19 protein-coding genes are annotated in these 18754 nt (G+C 69.4%); 9 read left to right on the top strand and 10 right to left on the bottom strand.

The window, feature by feature from the left end:
- Nucleotides 1-6 precede the first annotated feature (6 nt).
- Complete coding sequence (locus tag VIP82_RS03145) at nt 7-924, bottom strand: NADP-dependent oxidoreductase (RefSeq protein WP_331905831.1); 918 nt, start codon at nt 922-924, stop codon at nt 7-9.
- 182 nt (nt 925-1106) lie between these two features.
- Here VIP82_RS03145 and VIP82_RS03140 point away from each other — a divergent pair, with 182 nt between their 5' ends.
- Together VIP82_RS03140 and VIP82_RS03135 are read left to right on the top strand one after the other, a co-directional pair.
- A complete protein-coding gene (locus tag VIP82_RS03140) occupies nt 1107-1313 on the top strand; it encodes a dodecin family protein (protein ID WP_331905830.1) in 207 nt (68 codons plus the stop codon).
- A gap of 48 nt (nt 1314-1361) precedes the next feature.
- Nucleotides 1362-1589 carry an RNA-binding S4 domain-containing protein gene (locus VIP82_RS03135; RefSeq protein ID WP_331905829.1) on the top strand — a complete coding sequence of 76 codons (228 nt, stop codon included), beginning with the start codon at nt 1362-1364 and terminating at the stop codon, nt 1587-1589.
- A 115-nt stretch (nt 1590-1704) separates the two neighbouring features.
- On the opposite strand, the gene VIP82_RS03130 is transcribed toward VIP82_RS03135, so the two are convergent.
- On the bottom strand, nt 1705-3414 hold the full coding sequence (locus tag VIP82_RS03130) for a substrate-binding domain-containing protein (RefSeq protein ID WP_331905828.1): 1710 nt from the start codon (nt 3412-3414) through the stop codon (nt 1705-1707).
- A 326-nt stretch (nt 3415-3740) separates the two neighbouring features.
- Between VIP82_RS03130 and VIP82_RS03125 the strand changes: the two genes are divergently transcribed.
- The gene (locus VIP82_RS03125; RefSeq protein ID WP_331905827.1) at nt 3741-4328 is read left to right on the top strand and encodes a GNAT family N-acetyltransferase; all 588 of its coding nucleotides are present in this window, start codon (nt 3741-3743) and stop codon (nt 4326-4328) included.
- A 56-nt stretch (nt 4329-4384) separates the two neighbouring features.
- Here the strand turns inward: VIP82_RS03125 and VIP82_RS03120 are convergent, their stop codons facing one another.
- The 4 genes from VIP82_RS03120 to VIP82_RS03105 all read right to left on the bottom strand — a co-directional run bounded on the left by VIP82_RS03120 (nt 4385) and on the right by VIP82_RS03105 (nt 6350).
- The gene (locus tag VIP82_RS03120; protein WP_331905826.1) at nt 4385-4525 is read right to left on the bottom strand and encodes a hypothetical protein; all 141 of its coding nucleotides are present in this window, start codon (nt 4523-4525) and stop codon (nt 4385-4387) included.
- Nucleotides 4526-4678: 153 nt separating this feature from the next.
- Nucleotides 4679-5065 (bottom strand): SHOCT domain-containing protein, encoded by a 387-nt coding sequence (locus VIP82_RS03115; RefSeq protein ID WP_331905825.1) that lies wholly within the window; start codon nt 5063-5065, stop codon nt 4679-4681.
- Nucleotides 5066-5216: 151 nt separating this feature from the next.
- Nucleotides 5217-5786 (bottom strand): dihydrofolate reductase family protein, encoded by a 570-nt coding sequence (locus tag VIP82_RS03110; protein WP_331905824.1) that lies wholly within the window; start codon nt 5784-5786, stop codon nt 5217-5219.
- A gap of 150 nt (nt 5787-5936) precedes the next feature.
- On the bottom strand, nt 5937-6350 hold the full coding sequence (locus VIP82_RS03105; protein WP_331905823.1) for a VOC family protein: 414 nt from the start codon (nt 6348-6350) through the stop codon (nt 5937-5939).
- A gap of 216 nt (nt 6351-6566) precedes the next feature.
- Here VIP82_RS03105 and pulA point away from each other — a divergent pair, with 216 nt between their 5' ends.
- On the top strand, nt 6567-12284 hold the full coding sequence (gene pulA / locus VIP82_RS03100; protein WP_331905822.1) for a pullulanase-type alpha-1,6-glucosidase: 5718 nt from the start codon (nt 6567-6569) through the stop codon (nt 12282-12284).
- 48 nt (nt 12285-12332) lie between these two features.
- Here the strand turns inward: pulA and VIP82_RS03095 are convergent, their stop codons facing one another.
- From VIP82_RS03095 to VIP82_RS03085, 3 genes are read right to left on the bottom strand one after another with little or no spacing between them, the layout of a single operon-like run.
- Nucleotides 12333-12680, bottom strand: a complete 348-nt coding sequence (locus VIP82_RS03095) for a hypothetical protein (protein ID WP_331905821.1) — start codon at nt 12678-12680, stop codon at nt 12333-12335.
- Nucleotides 12681-12695: 15 nt separating this feature from the next.
- Entirely contained in the window at nt 12696-13064 is a 369-nt protein-coding gene (locus tag VIP82_RS03090; protein WP_331905820.1) for a bleomycin resistance protein, read from the bottom strand.
- A gap of 41 nt (nt 13065-13105) precedes the next feature.
- Nucleotides 13106-13285 (bottom strand): hypothetical protein, encoded by a 180-nt coding sequence (locus VIP82_RS03085; RefSeq protein ID WP_331905819.1) that lies wholly within the window; start codon nt 13283-13285, stop codon nt 13106-13108.
- A gap of 216 nt (nt 13286-13501) precedes the next feature.
- Between VIP82_RS03085 and VIP82_RS03080 the strand changes: the two genes are divergently transcribed.
- From VIP82_RS03080 to VIP82_RS03065, 4 genes are all read left to right on the top strand, one after another.
- A complete protein-coding gene (locus VIP82_RS03080; RefSeq protein ID WP_331905818.1) occupies nt 13502-13855 on the top strand; it encodes a YciI family protein in 354 nt (117 codons plus the stop codon).
- 203 nt (nt 13856-14058) lie between these two features.
- On the top strand, nt 14059-15219 hold the full coding sequence (locus VIP82_RS03075) for an acyl-CoA dehydrogenase family protein (RefSeq protein ID WP_414684606.1): 1161 nt from the start codon (nt 14059-14061) through the stop codon (nt 15217-15219).
- 42 nt (nt 15220-15261) lie between these two features.
- Entirely contained in the window at nt 15262-16161 is a 900-nt protein-coding gene (gene mmsB, locus VIP82_RS03070) for a 3-hydroxyisobutyrate dehydrogenase (protein WP_331905817.1), read from the top strand.
- Nucleotides 16162-16283: 122 nt separating this feature from the next.
- Nucleotides 16284-17060: an enoyl-CoA hydratase gene (locus VIP82_RS03065; RefSeq protein ID WP_331905816.1), complete on the top strand. Its 777-nt coding sequence runs from the start codon at nt 16284-16286 to the stop codon at nt 17058-17060.
- Between the two features lie 27 nt (nt 17061-17087).
- On the opposite strand, the gene VIP82_RS03060 is transcribed toward VIP82_RS03065, so the two are convergent.
- Complete coding sequence (locus tag VIP82_RS03060; RefSeq protein ID WP_308868869.1) at nt 17088-17624, bottom strand: MarR family winged helix-turn-helix transcriptional regulator; 537 nt, start codon at nt 17622-17624, stop codon at nt 17088-17090.
- 177 nt (nt 17625-17801) lie between these two features.
- On the opposite strand from VIP82_RS03060, the gene VIP82_RS03055 reads away from it, so the two are divergent.
- Complete coding sequence (locus tag VIP82_RS03055) at nt 17802-18578, top strand: electron transfer flavoprotein subunit beta/FixA family protein (RefSeq protein ID WP_331905815.1); 777 nt, start codon at nt 17802-17804, stop codon at nt 18576-18578.
- Nucleotides 18579-18754: the final 176 nt, after the last annotated feature.

The following is an 18754-nucleotide window of genomic DNA, read 5'->3' as shown; positions in this document are numbered from 1 at the left end:
CGGCCGTCAGGGACGGACGCGGATGACGGTCTTGCCGGTGCGCCGCGCGGTGGGGTTGAGCGCGGCGACCGCGTCGTCGAGGTTCGCGACGGTTCCGATGTTCGAGCGGAGGCGTCCGTCGCGGATGCGCTGCACGATCTGCGTCAGCTGGTCGGGGACGGACTCGACGACGAAGTCGATGGCGAGGCCGTCGACCGGACGCGCTTCCACGGGGCCGACGACCGACACCAGCGTGCCGCCGGGCCGGATGATGCGCGCGGAACGTTCCTGGACGGCACCGCCGAGCACATCGAAGACCAGGTCGACGCCGCCGATGTCCTCGATGCTGTCACTGTCGAGGTCGAGGAACTCGTGCGCGCCGAAGTCGAGCGCCGCCTGCCGGTTCTTCGCCCGTCCGGTACCGATCACATATGCCCCGAACTCGCGGGCCAGCTGCGTGACGATCGAGCCGACCGCCCCCGCGGCGCCGTGCGCGAGAACGGTCTGCCCCGACTGCAGCCGGCCATGCTGGAAGAGGCCCTGCCACGCGGTGAGGCCCGAGATCGGCAGGCTCCCGCCCACGGTGAAGTCGACGTCTCCCGGCAGCGGCGCAAGATTGCGGGCCTCCACGGCCACGTACTCGGCGAGGGTGCCGTCGCGGTGCCAGTCGGTGATCCCGAACACCCGCTGACCCAGTGACAGACCCGTCGTGCCGTAGCCGAGGGCGGTGACCAACCCGGCGAACTCGTGTCCGATGATCGCCTGCGCCCGGTCGTGGCCCGCGCGATCGACCCAGGTCGAAGGCCACTCCCACTCGGCCGGGACGAAGCCCGACGCGTAGACCTCCACCACGACGTCGTTGATCGCGGGCGTCGGCACGGGCGCCTCCGTCAGGGTGATGCCGGCTGCTTCGGCGGATCGATCAGCCGCGACGATCGCTTTCATGCGGTGCCTTCGAGAACTGTCTGGTATCCCATGAGGGATCACAGTAGCGGGGGGCGCCGCGCAGTCAAGGACCAGAGAAGACTCAGGAGCCGCCCGCTGCGATGCCGAACGTGCAGCCCTTCCATCCGAGCGCAAGCGCGATCAGTATGGGTTCGTCGGCATCGAGCGATGAGGGGTTCAAGATGAGCGTGTACCGAGTGATCGACGTCATCGGCACGAGTGCCTCGTCCTGGGAGGAGGCTGCCCGAGAGGCCATCACAACCGCCGCGGGATCACTGCACGATCTTCGCGTCGCCGAAGTGACGAAGCAGGACGTCGTCGTCGGCGATGACGGGACGCTGCTGTTCCGTTCCCGCGTCCAGCTGTCCTTCAAGTACGCGCCGGAGTAGGCCGACCTCCTGCAAAGAGGCCGGCACCTGTTCGGCTAGCATTCGGGGGTGACCAACCAGCCGCCGATCGAAGATGTCTCGATCGGCGGTGGTGCGATTCGCCTCGGGCAGTTCGTCAAATTCGCCGGACTCCTCGACTCCGGTGGAAACGTCAAAGAGGCGATCATCGACGGCTATGTGCTCGTGAACGGCGAAGTCGACCGCCGCCGCGGACGGCAGCTGCAGCTCGGCGACATCGTCGCGTTCGAGGGACGCCGGGTCCGCGTCTGCCCGTGAGGGCATCGACGCGGACACGGACAGGGACCACCACGACCCGATTGAGTCGGGATGTCGCGGCATCCCGTCACCCGGCCGGTCGACCAGATCGAACGTGCCGGTGTGTCGCCTCGGCTCAGCCGCAGTTCGGGCGGCAGCCGCGCTGGGTGACCGCGTCGACCAGCACCGTGCCGATGTCGGTCGGCTGCAGCGCCTGATAGGCCGCACCGTCGGTGGCAGCGGCGATCTGCTCGAGGGCGGCCTGATCCGTATCCGGCCCGTAGCCGATCGCGATCACGGCGACCGGCTTCGCCGGATCGCGGAGCGTCTCGAGCTGCGCGAGCAGCCCTGGCAGGTCGAGGCCTTCGTCGTCCTCGTTGTACCCGTCGGTGTTGAGCAGGACCAGGTTCACCTGACCAGGGACATAGGTCTCGCGCATGTACTGCACCGCGGCGAGCACGCTGTCGTAGAGTCCCGTTCCGCCGCCGACCAGGCTGTCGAGCCCGTTCGCCGTGTCGATCGTGCGCTGTTTGTGCGCGGGATCGCCCAGCGGACCGAACGGGACGATCTCCTGCCAGTCCTGCCCGCCGATCCGTCGGCTCGAGAACACCCAGGTGGCCAGCGACGAGTCGGCCGACAGCGAGTTGATGGCGCGGACGGCAGCCTGTTCGAAAAGGTCGATGCGTCGCATGTCGGCGGTCACCGGCTGCAGCATGGAACCCGACACGTCGTTGAGCGACAGCATCCGCGACGGCGCAGTGAGCATCTGCCAGGTACGCAGCGCTTCGGCCTGGTTGGCGCTGTCGACGGGCTCGGATGCCGTGCCGGCGTCCTCGGCGCCCTCCGCGGTCGAGCCCAGAGCGTTCCCCGCGGCGTCGCGCAGTCCGAACTCGGCGAGCCGGTCGCTTCCGCCCGCCAGGGCCACGGAGAACTCCTTCACGGCCGCGAGTGTGTCGTCCGAGGCATCGGCGAGCGTCACGAGGGAGACGCTCACCGCAGGCTTCACATCGGCCGGATATATCGGCACCAGGGGTGTCCCGGCATCCTCCCCGTACTCCAGGACTGCCTGCTCGGTGGTCACGGCGATCGTCGGCGTCGTGGCGGTGGATGCCGCCGCGAGCGCATCGGCGGCGGTGGGAACGACGCCGGTGTCGAGGCCGAGGGCGATCGCCGTGAACACTCGCGCGTCGCCGGCGACCGCCGTCTGCAGAGCGAGCAGCGCGGCGGAGCTCGCCGCGACCGTCGACGGATCCGGCAGCACGGCGGCGACCGAAGGTGAAGCCAGACTCGAGAACCCAGCGCCCGTGGCCTGGAGAGCAGCCGCCGTCGCCTCCGTCGCGGCGAAGACGACCGGCGTGCTGGCCACAGGATCGCCGACGACCAGTTCCGCGGCGTCCACGCCGGTGAGCTCCGCCTGACCGGTCGCCCGGGCGGGCCACATCGCGGAGTCAGGCACCCAGACGTCGAACTCCGGCACAGACCCCGCGGCCAGAGCTGCCGCCGTGGCCGAGCTGTCCTCCACACTGATCGTCACGCCCGGGCAGTCAGCGCCGGATCGGGTCAGGTCGGCGACGGCCGCCTCGACCGCGCCCGCGACTGCCGGATCCGCAGTGATGCGCAGGCTCGCAGGCAGACAGTCACTCGTCGATGCCGACGAAGTGTCCTGCTCGGGTTCACCGGGGGCTCCGCGCAGGAAGAACGCGCCGAGCACGACCGCGACGGCGACGGCGAGAACCAGGATGACGCCCACGAGGATCAGCGAGCGCCTCCGCTGCTGCGCAGCACGCGCGGCCGCGCGAGTGGGCGCACTGCCACTGTCGGGCGTGTTCGGCTGCACTCGAACCACATGCACTCCGATGGACGGCGGGTGGGTGCCCGCATGGGATACGACGTCGTATCGGGGGAATACGGCATCGTACGTGGGGGGATACTTCAGTGGAGTATAGGCGACGGGGGCCAGGGCTGAAGCGGACCGCCCGACGGAGAGGCTTCCTCGGCCGCGATCGGTCCTCGGGCGAGCGATGAGCCGTGACATGCATCGGTGATGCTGGCAGGATGACGGCATGGCACGCGCCCTGCGGGTGATCCTCCGTGGTCGTTCACCCGCCTCACCCGATACTGCGGCGTGGTCCTCGCCGCGGGGGACCGAGAGGTGGGGCCGGTGAGGTGGTCATGACGACCTCGCACGTGATCAAGCCGCTCACGCCCGAGACATTCCCGGCCTGGCTGGCGCTCGCCCAGAAGCACAATGGGGTGTGGGGCGGGTGCTACTGCTCGTATTTCCACGACGACACCGAGCACACCGTCAAGAGCGAATACGACCGTCCGACGTTCAAGCAGCGACTCGTGGACGAGGGCGTCGCGCACGCGGCGCTCGTGTTCGACGGCGACGACGCGATCGCGTGGTGCGAGTACGGCAGTCCGGCCGAACTGCCGGGCATCTACCACCGCAAGCAGTACGACGCGGGCGAGACCAACCCGGCGCCGTGGCGCATCACATGCTTCTTCGTCGACCGCGACCATCGGCGTTCGGGAGTGGCACGGGAGGCTCTGGACGGCGCGCTCGAGCTGATCGCGCAGGCCGGAGGAGGTGAGGTGGTCTCATTCCCCAACGAGCTCGTCCCCGGCAAGAAGACGTCGTCCTCGTTCCTCCACAACGGCACGAGGGCGATGTTCGAGAAGGCGGGATTCACGTTCGAGCGCCATATCGGCAAGAGCAAGACCGTGATGCGCAAGACGGTCTCGCCTGCCCAGGCCTGACCTCGGCTCGGACGCGCCCGCACGCGAGGCCACACCACCTAGGCACGGCCAGGCGGCTACACCGGCTCCGTGGTGCGGATCAGCCCGCAGTTCACGCACGACCAGGCGACGAGGAATCGCTCGTCGTCGAGGATCTCGAACTTCAGCGGGTCACCGCAGGTCGGGCAGACTCGCCGATCCGCAGCATCCACCGTCATACCGCCAGCCTAGGGACCTGACAGGCACGGCGCACCGGATGAGGTGATCGTGGCGGCGCCTCGGGGGTTCGCCCGTCGAGCACAGACGTTCGAGGCGGGCCCCGTCGGCGACGACCTGCGGCGGAAGCGCCGGCGGGACCCACTCGGCGAAGCTCAGGCGGCGAGGGCCTTCGCCTTCAGAGCGTTGTACTCATCCGGCGTGATGGCGCCCGAGTCGAGGAGCTTCTTGGCGGATTCGATCTCGGTCGCCGCCGACGAGCCGCCTGCGACGCTGCGGATGTAGGCGTTCGCCTCGCTCTGCGCCTGTCCGCGGCGCTCGAGCTCTCGCTGGCTCATGCCGCGGCCGCGGGCGATGAGGTAGATCAGGGCGGCGAGGAACGGGACGACGACGAGGAAGATCACCCACAGGGCTTTGCCCCAGCCGTTCAGGGTGTGGTCGCGGAACAGGTCCACGATGATCGTGATGAAGATCCAGATGCACGCGAAGAGGATGTAGAACCAGAAGATCCACAGCAGAAAATCCCAGAAGCTGCCGGTCATGATGATGTGCCTTTCGTTCGGGCGGCGTACCGCGCGGGCGCCCGCGTTCAGCGGTTCGCGCTGAGGCCACCATCCTCCGGATCGCCCGGGCGCTCATCACCCGCGAAGGGTGACACCGAACTTCGGGGCCGGGCGCGTCGTCACCCGCCCGTCAGTACCGGATGCGGTAGCGGAGGTGGGTCACGCCGCCTTCGCCGGGGAGCACCCTGATCCGCTCGAGCTCCCGGCGCGGCGAGCCGAGGTGCTCGAAGAGCCGGCGACCTTCTGCAAGCAGCACCGGGATGAGGTGGATCTCGATCTCGTCGAGGAGGGCGGCCGCGATGGCGCGCTGGGCCGTGGCGGCGCCGTGCACCAGGACGTCCTTGTCGCCCGCAGCCTGTCGTGCGTCGCGGAACGCGGCGGCGATGTCGTTCGTGTAGTGCACGGCGGACATGTCGCGCGCCCAGGCCGGCATCGGCCGGCGGCTGAGGACCCAGATCGGCACGCCGTCATGGTGGTCGCCGTGCCAGCCCTCGGCCGGCTCGAACGTGCCCCGGCCGGCGACCACGGCGCCGGTGGACATGAACTCGTCGACGATCTGCGCGTTCGCTCCTCCCTCGGGAGGAAACACCCATTCATGGAGCCTGCCGCCGCCATCGCCGAGACCGTTCTCGTCGGTCTCGTTGGGTCCTGCGATGAACCCGTCGAGCGACATGGACATGTACAGCACCGTGTTACCCATGCAGGACTCCGCTCTGCGTCGATGCAGGCATTGTCCTCCCATTGCGGCAGCCCGGCGAGTACGCCGGGGTCGCCGCGGTCGCTGCGGTCGCCGCGGTCGCCGCGGACCCCCGGGACGCCGGAGACGCAGTCCGGGTGGACGTCGGCCGGATCAGCTCGCCTCAGCCGGCTCCCGTGGCGGATTGTGCATGAACTCGATGCGGATGCCGTTGTCGTCCTCCACGAAGGACGCGTAGTACCGATCGTTGAAGCGCGGGTAGAGCTTCGGCTCCCGCACCACGGACCAGCCGGCGCCTACGGCGACCGCGTGGAGGCGATCCACCTCGGCGCGGGAGTCGACGGCGAACGCGAGATGCTGCCACCCCACCCGTCCATGCCGGTGCGGGCCGGTGCCGGGTGCGCGGGCGGGAAGGAGGATGAACTCCATCTCACCCTCGGTGTGCCACGACACGCCGTTGTCGGCGTCGTACCGGGTGAATCCCAACGCCGTGAAGATCGGATCGAATTGCGCGATCGAGGACGGAAGGTCGTCGACGCTGACGCCGAGGTGGTCGAAGACAGGCATCCCGGAAGTATTCCGCACTTCGCCGGCTCGCTGAGGCACGACACTGCAAGCGATTGCGCCGCTGACGAGAGAGCGGATGCTGCAGCGCTCAGCATCCGCCAGATGAGCGCGTCCTCATCATGTAAGCGCTTGCAGTTCTCGCTGGCCCGCTGCTAATGTCGGCCGCACATCGCACCATAACGGGCACGTCGCCGTGCCCCACATTCAGGAGCTCCTGTGTCGAAGTCGACCTCAGCCCGTGCCCGCATCGTGACCGCAAGCCTCACCGCTGCGGCACTCGTCCTGACTGGGGGTGTGGTCGCGATCGCACCGGCCGCCGCAGCCGAGCGCACGTTCGCGCTCGTCGGCAGTCTCCAGTCCGAGCTCGGCTGCTCCGACGACTGGCAGCCCGCCTGCGCCGCGACCGAGCTCGCCCCGACCGGAACTGCGAACATCTCCGCCGCCGAGTTCGAGGTCCCGGCCGGCTCGTACGACTACAAGGTCGCGGTGAACGACGCGTGGGACGAGTCGTACGGGCTGAACGGGGGCAACGACAACATCCCGCTGACGGTCGCCGGTCCGTCGACGCTGCGCTTCGTGTTCGACGACAGCTCGCACCGCGTCGGCGTCGAGGTGAAAACCCTGCGGGCGGGCTACACCGCCGACGACGACGCACTCGTCGCGGCCCCGGTGCGGCAGCCCGGCAGCCAGGAGCAGTTCTACTTCGTGATGACCGACCGCTTCGCCAACGCCGACGCGTCGAACGACGAGGGCGGATTGACGGGCGACCGCCTGACGACCGGGTTCGACCCGACCGACAAGGGTTTCTACAACGGCGGCGACATTGCGGGCCTCCGCGAGAAGCTCGACTACATCGACGGCCTCGGCACGACAGCGATCTGGCTGACGCCGAGCTTCAAGAACAAGCCCGTGCAGGGCGAGGGCGCGAACGCGAGCGCGGGGTATCACGGGTACTGGATCACGGACTTCACCCAGATCGACCCGCACCTCGGCACCAACGCCGAGCTCGAGGCGCTCATCGCCGAGGCGCACGCCAAGGGCATCAAGGTGTACTTCGACATCATCGCGAACCACACCGCCGACGTCATCTCGTACGCCGACGGCCAGTACGGCTATGTCGACCAGGCGACGGCGCCGTACCGAGACGCCGCCGGCGCCGCGTTCGACCCGGCCACCTATGCCGGCACCGACTCGTTCCCGGCGCTCGACCCGGCGACCTCGTTCCCGCACCCGCCGGTGATCGCGTCCGACGACGCGGACGCGAAGACCCCGGCCTGGCTCAACGACCCCACGCTGTACCACAACCGCGGTAACTCGACATGGACGGGCGAGTCGGTGACGTATGGCGACTTCGACGGCCTGGACGACCTCATGACCGAGAACCCCGCGGTCGTGAACGGCTTCGTCGACGTCTACCAGGACTGGATCGACCTCGGCATCGACGGCTTCCGCATCGACACCGCCAAGCATGTGAACTTCGAGTTCTGGGAGCGGTGGACCACCGAGGTGCTCGACTACGCGCGCGACGTCAAGGGCAAGGACGACTTCTTCATGTTCGGCGAGGTCTACGACGCCGACCCGGTGAAACTCTCGCCGTACGTGCGCGACACCGACATGTCGAGCGTGCTCGACTTCACATTCCAGTCCTCGGCCGTGAGCTACGCGTCGGGCAACAGTGCCAAGGGGCTGCAGAGCCTCTACGCCGGCGACGACTGGTACACGACGCCCGACTCGTCGGCGACGGCGCTGCCGACCTTCCTCGGCAACCACGACATGGGCCGCGTCGGCTACATGCTGCAGTCGACGCCGAACGCGCTCGAGCGCGACCTGCTCGCCCATGACCTGATGTTCCTCGGCCGCGGCCAGCCCGTCGTCTACTACGGCGACGAACAGGGCTTCGCGGGCGCGGGCGGCGACAAGGACGCCCGCCAGACGCTGTTCGCGACACAGGTCGCCGCGTACCAGAACCAGAACCTCATCACCGGCGCGACCGCCGGCTCGGTCGACCGCTACGACACCTCCGCGCCGATCTACGAGCGGATCGCCGCGCTCGCCGCCCTCCGTGAGGCGCACCCGGCGCTCGTCACCGGCGGGCAGATCGAGCGCTACGCCGACAGCGGCGCGGGCGTCTACGCCTTCTCGCGCGTCGACCGCGACGAGAAGGTGGAGTACCTGGTCGCCCTCAACAACACCGCCTCCGACAAGACGGTGAGCATCACGACGCTGACCCATGGCGCGTCCTTCGAGCCGGTCTACGGCACGACGACAGGGATCTCGACGGACACCGCAGCCGCGGCATCCGTCACCGTCCCGGCTCTGTCGGCCGTCGTCTACCGCGCCGACCGGCCGGTGACCGCGCCCGAGGCGCCGCTCGCCGTCACCGTGTCGGCGCCCGGCGCCGGCGCAGCGGTCACCGGCTCGGCGCCGATCGCCGCCGACGTCGACGATGCGACGTGGACCGAGACCAGCTTCGCGTGGCGCGTGGTCGGCTCGGAAGAATGGCACGCGCTCGGCACGGCAGAAGACACCGACCCGCGCGTCTTCCACACGGTGGATGGCCTCGCCGACGGCACGCTCGTGGAGTACCGGGCGGTGACGACGGATGCCGCCGGTGCGCACGCCGCCTCGTCGACCTACGCCTCGGTCGGCAACGCCGTGACGCTCGACGTTCCGGAAGAACCCGAGTCGCCGATCTCAATGGTGACCGTGCCCGGCAGCCTCAACTCCGAGATGGGCTGCGCCGGAGACTGGGCGCCCGGCTGCGAGGCCGCGAGGCTCACCCTGCGCGCCGACGGCATCTGGGCCGGCACGTTCGACCTGGCGCCCGGGGATTACGAGTACAAGGCCGCCATCGACGGGTCGTGGACGATCAACTACGGCGCGAACGGTGTGCCCGGTGGCTCCAACATCGCCATCACGCACCCGGGCGGCCCGATCTCGTTCTACTTCGACCCGCGCACGAACATCGTGCAATCGACCGCCGAGGGCCCCATCGTGACGGTTCCGGGCTCGCACCAGAGCGAGAGCGGCTGCGCCGGCGACTGGGCACCGGACTGCCTCGCGAGCCTCATGGCCGACGGGGACAAGGACGGCGTCTACGAGCTGACCCTCGACCTGCCCGCCGGTGCGTACGAGGGCAAGGTGGCGCACGGCATGAGCTGGACCGAGAACTACGGCGTCGGCGGCGTCGCGGGCGGCTCCAACTACTCGTTCACCGCCGAGGCCGGCGTGCCCGTGCTGTTCCGGTACACGCTCGCGACCCACGTGCTGCAGATTGGCGACGGCCTCCCCGGCCTCGGGGAGGAGCGCGCGCACTGGATCGATGAGGAGACGCTCGCGTGGCCCGCCGACCTCGGCGCCGATCCCGCCGAGGCGTCGTGGCAGCTGCACGCGTCGGCGGCGGCATCGCTCGCTCTGGAGGACGGCGAGGTCGTCGGGGGCGAGACCGCCGAGCTCACCCGGATCGAGGGCGATCTCACCGACGCGCAGAAGGAGCGGTTCCCGGCTCTCGCGAGCTACGTCGCGCTGAAGGTGGCGGACGGGACGGATGCCGCGGCCCTCCTGCGCGGTCAGCTCCTGGTGTCGCAGCGCGACGTCGACGGCACCGTGCGCGCGTTCACCGGGGTGCAGATCCCGGGTGTGCTCGACGACCTCTACGCGGATGCCGTCGCCGACGCCGATCTCGGTGTGACGTTCGCGAAGGACAAGCCGACGTTCCGCCTGTGGGCGCCGACCGCGCAGAGCGCGACGCTGCTGACGTGGGATGCCGGCACCGACGGAGAGTCCGTGCGTCACGAGGCGACGTGGGATGCGGCATCCGGAATCTGGGCCGTCGCGGGCGCCAAGGCGCGGAAGGGCGACGAGTACCTGTGGGAGGTCGTGGTCTACGCGCCGACCACGGGGGCGATCGAGACGAACCAGGTCACCGACCCGTACTCGCTGGCGCTCACGACCAACTCGGAGCGGTCGGTCGCGATCGACCTCGACGACAAGCAGTGGCGCCCCAAGGCGTGGGAGAAGACGAAGGCGCCCGTCGTGGACCGGCCCGTCGACCGCGCCATCTACGAGCTGCACGTCCGCGACTTCTCGATCACCGACGAGTCGGTGCCCGAGGCAGAACGCGGCACCTACCGGGCGTTCACGCGTGACAGCGCGGGCACGGCGCAGCTGCGCCAGCTGGCCGACGCCGGCATCAACACGGTGCACCTGCTGCCCACGTTCGATATCGCGACGATCGAGGAGGACCGCTCGCAGCAGGCGGTGCCCGACTGCGACCTGGTGTCGATGCCGGCCGACAGTACCGAGCAGCAGGCCTGCGTCGAGAAGGTCGTCGACGCCGACGGCTTCAACTGGGGCTACGACCCGTACCACTACTCGGTGCCCGAGGGCTCGTACGCCGTCGACCCGGAGGGCGGCGCACGCGTCGCCGAGTTCCGCTCGATGGTGGGCGCGCTCCACGGCATGGGGCTGCAGGTCGTGCTCGACCAGGTGTTCAACCACACGTCGGCGTCGGGGCAGGCCGACACCTCGGTGCTCGACCAGGTCGTGCCGGGGTACTACCAGCGCCTGAACGCCGCCGGCGGCGTCGAGACGTCGACCTGCTGCCAGAACGTCGCCACCGAGCACGAGGTCGCCCAGCAGCTCATGGTGGACTCCGTCGTGCTGTGGGCCCGCGAGTACAAGGTGGACGGGTTCCGCTTCGACCTCATGGGCCACCATTCGAAGGAGAACATGCTGGCGATCCGCGACGCGCTCGACGAGCTCACGCTCAAGCGGGACGGCGTCGACGGCAAGGCGATCTACCTGTACGGCGAGGGCTGGAACTTCGGCGAGGTCGCGAACAACGCCCTCTTCGAGCAGGCCACGCAGGGTCAGCTCGGCGGCACCGGCATCGGCACGTTCAGCGACAGGCTGCGCGACGCCGTGCACGGCGGCAGCCCGGTCGACGGTGGCTCGAAGTTCTACCAGGGCTTCGGCACGGGCCTCGCGACCGACCCCAACGGCAGCGACCAGTCGGCGCCCGGCGATCCGTTCGCCGACCTCGCCCACAAGACCGACCTCGTGAAGCTCGGGCTCGCGGGCAACCTGCGCGACTTCGCGTTCACGTCGGCGGACGGCACGCTCAAGGCCGGCGACGAGCTGGACTACAACGGCTCGCCCGCCGGATACGCGGACCAGCCCGACGAGGTCATCACGTACGTCGACGCGCACGACAACGAGACGCTGTACGACCTCTCGGTGCTGAAGCTGCCGGCCGACACCCCGATGGCCGACCGCGTGCGCATGAACACGCTGTCGCTCGCGACCACCGCCTACGCCCAGACGCCGTCGTTCTGGCACGCCGGCACGGAACTGCTGCGCTCGAAGTCGCTCGACCGCAACAGCTACAACTCGGGCGACTGGTTCAACCGCATCGACTGGACCGGGCAGGAGTCCACCTTCGGGTCGGGCCTCCCGCGCGAGGCCGACAACGGCGACCACTGGGACGACCTGGCGCCGCTCCTGGCCGATCCCGCGAACAAGCCCGGCGCATCCGACATCGCCACGGCCGAGGCATCCGCTCTCGATCTGCTGCGGGTGCGCGATGAGGTCGGCCTGCTGCGGCTCGGGTCTGCCGCGCTGATCGAGCAGAAGGTCTCGTTCCCCGACAGTGGGACGGATGCCGCTCCCGGCCTCATCGTGATGCTCATCGACGACCTCGTCGGCAAGGACGTCGACCCGAAGCTGAAGGGCGCGCTCGTGGTGTTCAACGCCGGGACCGAGCCCACCACGCAGACGGTCGCCGAGCTCGCCGACCGGAAGTTCTCGCTGACGCCGGCACTCGCCCAGGGCTCCGACCCCGTCGTGAGGACGACGACGTGGGATGCGGCGACCGGCACGATCACGGTGCCGGCGCGCACCGCGGTGGTGCTCGTCGAAGCTCAGCCTCGCTGATGCTCCCGGCGCTCGCACGTCTTGCGACGGGCGAGCGCCGGGACCTCGTCACATGTTCAGTCGGGTGACCAGAAGCTCGGCGGCGCCCGAGATCGCGTTGAGCTCGTAGGGCACGACGACGAGGGCGATCACGGCGAAGATGGCGATCGTCGAGGCGGTCGCGCGGCGGATGATGCGGTCGACGAGCAGACCTACGACGGTCGCGATCGCGAGGGTGGCGCCCGCGACGGTCGCGAAGGCCATCCGCACGTAGGCCTCGTCGTCGGGTGCGGTCCAGCTGTTGAAGAGGAGGCCGAAGGCCACCGGCACCACGACGAGAGCGCCGACCAGCAGGATGGGTGCCGAGAAGCCTCGCAGGCTCGTTCCGGGCCGGGGCTTCGTCGCGACGTCCGTCATGGCGTGAGCCTAGCGTCAGAGCGGGCTCCCGACGCGGACCAGATTTCCGCTCCGGTCGACGACGGCGAACTCGCGCATCCCGTAGTCCGTGGTGACCGGGGCAACGATGCGGCTGCCGGTCGCGGGGTCGGGATCGACCGCGTCCGCCCAGTCCTCGTACACGCGCTCGGCGTCGTCCACGTAGAGGTAGCACATCGACGATGTGCGCAGCGGATCGACGGAGAGGTCTTCGGTGAAGTGCAGCTCAGCGGTGCCGCGGCCGATGATGAGGTAGCCCCACTCCTCAGGCGGGGCCCCGCGGTTCTCGAACCCCAGCCTCTCGAAGAACGCGAGTGTCTCACGCAGATCACGGCTGAGGAGGATCGGGACGGCGCGCTCGTTCACAGACGCAGGCTAGCCCGGCGGTGCGCCTGCGCGACAGGGGATCAGAGGGCGTCGAGGATGCCGGGGCCGAAGACGGCGACGGCGGCGACGGCGACGCCGGCCACGGCGAGGGCGGCGATCCCGATGACGAGGATGTTGCCGCCGATCGTGAGCAGCAGCGCGGCCGCCGCGGGCAACTCGCGGCGGCGGGCGATCGGGACGGTCGATGTGGTGCTGGCCATGCTTCGACGCTACGGAGCCGCGTGTCGCAGCGCGTCCCTCCGGAGTCTCATCATCGTCCGTCCACAGGATGATGCTCGTCGCGCGAGCGTCCGACCCGTTGGACGTCGGCGCCGGGCCGAAAAAAGATTCTCGACAGAAGTGTCGACATCGTCCGACCCCGTGCGACGACCCGAGTGAGGCTGGCGTGCGCCCGCCCGCAACGGAAGGATCACACCATGAAGTACATGATGTTCGTCGTCACCTCGCTCGAGCCCGACACCGAAGTGGACGACTCCGACGTCGACCTGTGGGTCGATCCCCTCGACGCCAGCGGCAAGCGCGTGATCGGAGAAGTGCTCGCCCCCCAAGCCGAGTCCACCGTCGTGAAGGTCCGAGGCGGCAAGGTGCTCACCGCTCGCGGCCCGTTCGTCGAGACGGCCGAGGTCATCTGCGGCTTCGACATCCTCGAGGTCGACGACCTCGAAGAGGCGATCGAGATCGCGTCGCGGCATCCGATGGCCCGCAATGGACAGCTCGAGCTGCGGCCGTTCATGGTCTGGCCCGAGGCGGAGCCGGCCGCCGGGGCCTGAGCAGCGGGATCCGCGATCACGAAAGGGCGGCTCCTGCGGGAGCCGCCCTTTCGACGAGGCGGGGAGCGCGATCGCCAGTCGTTCCATGGTTTCCCTAACAGATAGTTGGAAGTCCATGTAAAATGACCGATGTGCCAATGCCGGCACGATCGCGTTGATCAGGATGCCCCACGAGGGCGTGCTGCATCTCTGAAGGAGCAACGGTGTCCACGATCACCCCTCTCACCTCGAGCCTGACCACCGAGGAGCGCGACGCGATCCTCGACGCCGTCCGCGATTTCGCGCAGAACGAGCTCGCGCCGCACGCGCTGGAGTGGGACGCGAAGTCGTTCTTCCCCCGCGACACGCTGCGCAGCGCCGGCGAGCTCGGGCTCGGCGGCATCTACGCCCGCGACGACCTCGGCGGATCGGCGCTGTCGCGCTCCGACGCGGCCGCCATCTTCGAAGAGCTGGCGAAGGGCGACCCCGCGATCGCCGCGTACATCTCGATCCACAACATGGTCGTGTGGATGATCGACACGTACGGCAGTGACGCGCAGCGCACCCAGTGGCTGCCGCTCCTCACCTCGATGGCGGGGTTCGGCAGCTACTGCCTCACCGAGCCGGGGGCCGGATCGGATGCCGCGGCCATCACCACCAGCGCGATCCGGTCGGGCGACGACTACGTGCTGACCGGTGTGAAGCAGTTCATCTCGGGCGGCGGCGAGGCATCGGTCTACATCGTCATGGCGCGCACGGGCGAACCGGGTGCACGCGGCATCACGGCGTTCCTCGTCCCCGCCGACGCCCCGGGACTCTCGTTCGGCGCGATCGAGCACAAGATGGGCTGGAACGCGCAGCCGACCCGCCAGGTGATCCTCGACGAGGTGCGCGTCTCCGCGGCGGACATCCTCGGCGGCGAGGGCCAGGGGTTCAAGATCGCGATGTCGGCGCTCGACGGCGGCCGCATCAACATCGCCGCCTGCTCGCTGGGCGGCGCGCAGTGGGCACTGGACCGCGCGCTGCGCTACGTGCACGAGCGCTTCACGTTCGGCGAGCCGCTCGCCGAGAAGCAGGCGGTCGTGTTCGCGCTCGCCGACATGGCCACCGAGCTGCACGCCGCGCGGGCCCTCGTGCGCGGTGCCGCGGCGGCGCTCGACGCGAAGTCGCCCGACGCGTCGCTGCAGTGCGCGATGGCCAAGCGCTTCGCGACGGATGCCGGCTTCACCGTCGCGAACCAGGCACTGCAGCTGCACGGCGGCTACGGCTACCTTCACGAGTACGGGATCGAGAAGGTGGTGCGCGATCTGCGCGTCCACCAGATCCTGGAGGGGACCAACGAGATCATGCGCGTGATCATCGGACGCCAGCTGCTTGCCGACTGACGGTCGCCGAGCATTCGCGCAGCACCGACGAGGAGGTCGGAAATGAAGATCGCATTCCTGGGGCTCGGCCATATGGGCCTGCCCATGGCGAAGAATCTGGCGGCCGCCGGTCACGAGGTGACGGGCTTCGACGTCATGCCTGCCGCCGTCGCCGCCGCCCGTGACGGGGGGCTCACCGCCGCGGAGTCGGGAACGGATGCCGCCACCGGCGCCGACGTCGTCATCACCATGTTCCAGACCGGTGCGCAGGTGCTCGACGCCTATCGCGGTTCGGACAGCGCTGCGGGCCTGCTCGGTGTCGCGGCATCCGGCGCACTGTTCATCGACTGCTCGACGATCGCCGTCGACGAGGCGCGCGCCGCGCACGCGCTCGCCGAGGCGGCCGGTCACCGGTCGCTGGATGCCCCCGTGTCGGGCGGAGTGGTCGGCGCCGAGAACGCCACGCTCGCCTTCATGGTCGGCGGGACGGACGAGGACTTCAAGGCCGCGCGCCCGCTGCTCGAGGCGATGGGCCGACGCGTCGTGCACTGCGGCGGAGCGGGGCTGGGGCAGGCCGCGAAGGTCTGCAACAACATGATCCTCGCCGTGTCGCAGATCGCGGTCGCCGAGGCGTTCGTGCTGGGGGAGCGGCTCGGACTGTCGCACCAGGCGCTGTTCGACGTCGCGTCGAACGCGTCGGGCCAGTGCTGGGCGCTGACGACGAACTGCCCGGTGCCGGGACCCGTGCCCACCAGCCCGGCGAACCGCGCCTACCAGCCGGGCTTCGCCGGCGCGCTCATGAACAAGGACCTCGGGCTCGCCGAGCACGCGATCTCGGCGACGGGCGTCGAGGCGCGGATGGGCATGCTCGCCCGCGAGATCTATGCGCAGTACGCCGCCGGCGACGGCGCGGGCCAGGACTTCTCCGGCATCATCAACACCATCCGCGCCGAGAGCGCCTGACCGCCGCTGCCCAGATCTCCTGTTCTGGCGAGAACAGGTCGATGAGGGCGGGATCGGCCTCTCCCAGCCGGATCACCTGTTCTGGTGGAATGTTCACGACCCTGAGACGAAAGCGGGAACCGATGACCGAGTACGAGACGATCCTCGTCGAGACCCGCGGCCGCGTCGGCTGGATCACGCTCAACCGGCCGGAGGCGCTCAACGCGCTGAACACGCAGGTGTGCTGGGACGTCGTAGCCGCGGCATCCGCCTTCGATGCCGACGAGGGCATCGGCGCCATCGTGCTCACCGGCTCGGAGCGCGCTTTTGCGGCCGGCGCCGACATCAAGGAGATGGAGTCCAAATCGGGGCTCGAGATGCTGATGGGCGACCACTTCGGCGGCTGGGCGCAGTTCGCCGCCGTGCGGACCCCGGTCATCGCCGCTGTCTCGGGCTACGCGCTGGGCGGCGGGTGCGAGCTGGCGATGATGTGCGACATCATTCTCGCGGCCGACTCGGCGAAGTTCGGGCAGCCCGAGATCAACCTCGGCGTCATCCCCGGCATGGGCGGCTCGCAGCGGCTCATCCGCGCGGTCGGCTACTACAAGGCGGCCGAGCTGATCCTCACCGGGCGGATGATGGATGCCGCCGAGGCCGAACGCTCCGGACTGGTCTCGCGGGTCGTGCCGACCGCCGACCTGCTCGCCGAGGCGCAGAAGACCGCCGAGACCGTCGCGTCGAAGAGCCTGCCGTCGCTGTATGCCGCGAAGGCCGTGCTGGATGCCGCCCTCGAGACGTCGCTGGCCGAGGGCCTTCGCCTCGAGAAGCACGTGTTCGCCAGCCTCTTCGACACCGCAGATCAGAAGGAGGGCATGGCTGCCTTCCGCGAGAAGCGTGCTCCGCAGTTCGAAGGTCGCTGAGCAGTACCGGTCGCTGACGTGGGGCGGTCAGAGGGGCTCGGGCTGGGGCTTCGGATCGGTGAAGTCGCCGGCGTCCTTGCGGAATCGGGCGATGATCCGCACCAGCTCTGTGGTGTCGGCGTCGGTGAGGCCGGGATCCTCGAACACCTCGCTGTTGAGGGCCGCGGTCGCCCGTTCGACCAGTTCGCGACCGGTGTCGGTGAGCACGAGCATCGCCGCGCGCCCGTCGCCGGGGTGCGGCTCGCGCGAGACGAGGCCGTCGCGGGCCAGCCGGTCGACGGTGTTGGTGACGCTGGTCGGGTGCACCTGCAGGCGGGCGATGGCGCTGGCCATCGGCATCCGTCCCTCCCGCGTGAAGCCGAGCAGGCGCAGCAGCTCGTACCGGGCGAACGAGAGTCCGAAGGGTCGCAGCGCCGTGTCGATGCGCGCGAACATGAGCTGCTGCGCCCGGATGATCGACGTCACGGCGGTCATGCCCGCGGCTGCGGGTTCCCAGCCATGGGCGATCCACTGGCGCTTGGCTTCGGCGATCGGGTCGACCGGAAGACGCTTGGGTGCTGCCATGACGACCTCCTCTTTCCACCGTACCGGTCCTCGGTTGCAGCGACCGATCCGGGGGCCGCGAAGGGGCGTTTATGTATACACACGGCGGGTCAGGGGTCGGTCCGGTCGGTGCATTCCGCGGGATTGGGTACATTGCGCGCCGCGCCATAGACTCGTGCCCAGCGTGAGGAGATCGTCATGAAGATCGTCGTCCTGGTCAAGGAAGTCCCGGATACGTACGGGGATCGCAAGCTGTCGCTGGAGACCGGCCTGGCCGATCGCGCCGCGAGCGAGACGGTGCTCGACGAGATCGGCGAGCGTGCCCTCGAGGTCGCACTGTCGTATGCCGACAAGACGCCTGGCACCGAGGTCGTCGTGCTGTCGATGACGCCGGAGTCCGCCTCCGCGACGGTGCGCAAGGGCCTCGCGATGGGCGCGTCGTCGGCTGTGCAGGTCGTCGACGAGGCGCTCCTGGGCGCCGACCTCGGCCTGACCGCCGAAGTGCTCGCGGCAGCCCTCCAGCGCACTGGCTTCGACCTCGTCATCGCCGGCAACCAGTCCACCGACGGCACGGGCGGCGTCATCCCCGCGATGGTGGCCGAGATCCTCGATGTGCCGAGCGCGACCTACCTCAGCACGGTCGAGATCGCCGGCGACGCCGTCTCGGGCGCACGTGCGTCGGACGGTGCGACGCTGCAAGTGACGGCACCGTTTCCCGCGGTGATCTCGATCACCGAGGCGCTTCCTGACGCACGATTCCCCAACTTCAAGGGCATCATGGCGGCGAAGAAGAAGCCGTTCGAGACGCTGTCGCTCGCCGAGCTCGAGATCGAGCCCCACGACCCGACCGCGTCGCGGTCGATCGTCATCTCGCTGAGCGAGAAGCCGCCGCGCGAGGCCGGCGTGAAGATCGTCGACGAGGGCGACGCGGGCCAGAAGCTCGCGGAGTTCCTGATCCAGAACCGGCTTGCGTGAGGGTGCGTGCGTGATGACGTTTGCAGATGACTCCATCCTGGTCTTCCTCGACACGACCCCGTCGGGCGGGCTCGCGAAGTCGGCGGCCGAGCTGCTGGGCGCCGCCGCCACGGTCGGCACGCCGGTCGCGGTGATCGTCGGCGACGCCGCGCTGGCCACGGATGCCGCCGCTCTCG

This window comes from Microbacterium sp. (genome assembly GCF_036566905.1).
Taxonomy (GTDB): Bacteria; Actinomycetota; Actinomycetes; order Actinomycetales; family Microbacteriaceae; genus Microbacterium.
This window is presented reverse-complemented; position numbering and strand designations above follow the sequence as displayed.

Excerpts from the sequence above, each read along its gene's own strand:
- VIP82_RS03060 (WP_308868869.1), bottom strand. The coding sequence starts at position 17,624 with ATGGCAGCACCCAAGCGTCTTCCGGTCGACCCGATCGCCGAAGCCAAG.
- VIP82_RS03055 (WP_331905815.1), top strand. The coding sequence starts at position 17,802 with ATGAAGATCGTCGTCCTGGTCAAGGAAGTCCCGGATACGTACGGGGAT.
- VIP82_RS03115 (WP_331905825.1), bottom strand. The coding sequence starts at position 5,065 with ATGACCGGCAGCTTCTGGGATTTTCTGCTGTGGATCTTCTGGTTCTAC.
- VIP82_RS03065 (WP_331905816.1), top strand. The coding sequence starts at position 16,284 with ATGACCGAGTACGAGACGATCCTCGTCGAGACCCGCGGCCGCGTCGGC.
- VIP82_RS03105 (WP_331905823.1), bottom strand. The coding sequence starts at position 6,350 with ATGCCTGTCTTCGACCACCTCGGCGTCAGCGTCGACGACCTTCCGTCC.
- VIP82_RS03140 (WP_331905830.1), top strand. The coding sequence starts at position 1,107 with ATGAGCGTGTACCGAGTGATCGACGTCATCGGCACGAGTGCCTCGTCC.
- mmsB (WP_331905817.1), top strand. The coding sequence starts at position 15,262 with ATGAAGATCGCATTCCTGGGGCTCGGCCATATGGGCCTGCCCATGGCG.
- VIP82_RS03145 (WP_331905831.1), bottom strand. The coding sequence starts at position 924 with ATGAAAGCGATCGTCGCGGCTGATCGATCCGCCGAAGCAGCCGGCATC.
- VIP82_RS03120 (WP_331905826.1), bottom strand. The coding sequence starts at position 4,525 with ATGACGGTGGATGCTGCGGATCGGCGAGTCTGCCCGACCTGCGGTGAC.
- VIP82_RS03110 (WP_331905824.1), bottom strand. The coding sequence starts at position 5,786 with ATGGGTAACACGGTGCTGTACATGTCCATGTCGCTCGACGGGTTCATC.
- VIP82_RS03085 (WP_331905819.1), bottom strand. The coding sequence starts at position 13,285 with ATGGCCAGCACCACATCGACCGTCCCGATCGCCCGCCGCCGCGAGTTG.
- VIP82_RS03125 (WP_331905827.1), top strand. The coding sequence starts at position 3,741 with ATGACGACCTCGCACGTGATCAAGCCGCTCACGCCCGAGACATTCCCG.
- VIP82_RS03080 (WP_331905818.1), top strand. The coding sequence starts at position 13,502 with ATGAAGTACATGATGTTCGTCGTCACCTCGCTCGAGCCCGACACCGAA.
- VIP82_RS03095 (WP_331905821.1), bottom strand. The coding sequence starts at position 12,680 with ATGACGGACGTCGCGACGAAGCCCCGGCCCGGAACGAGCCTGCGAGGC.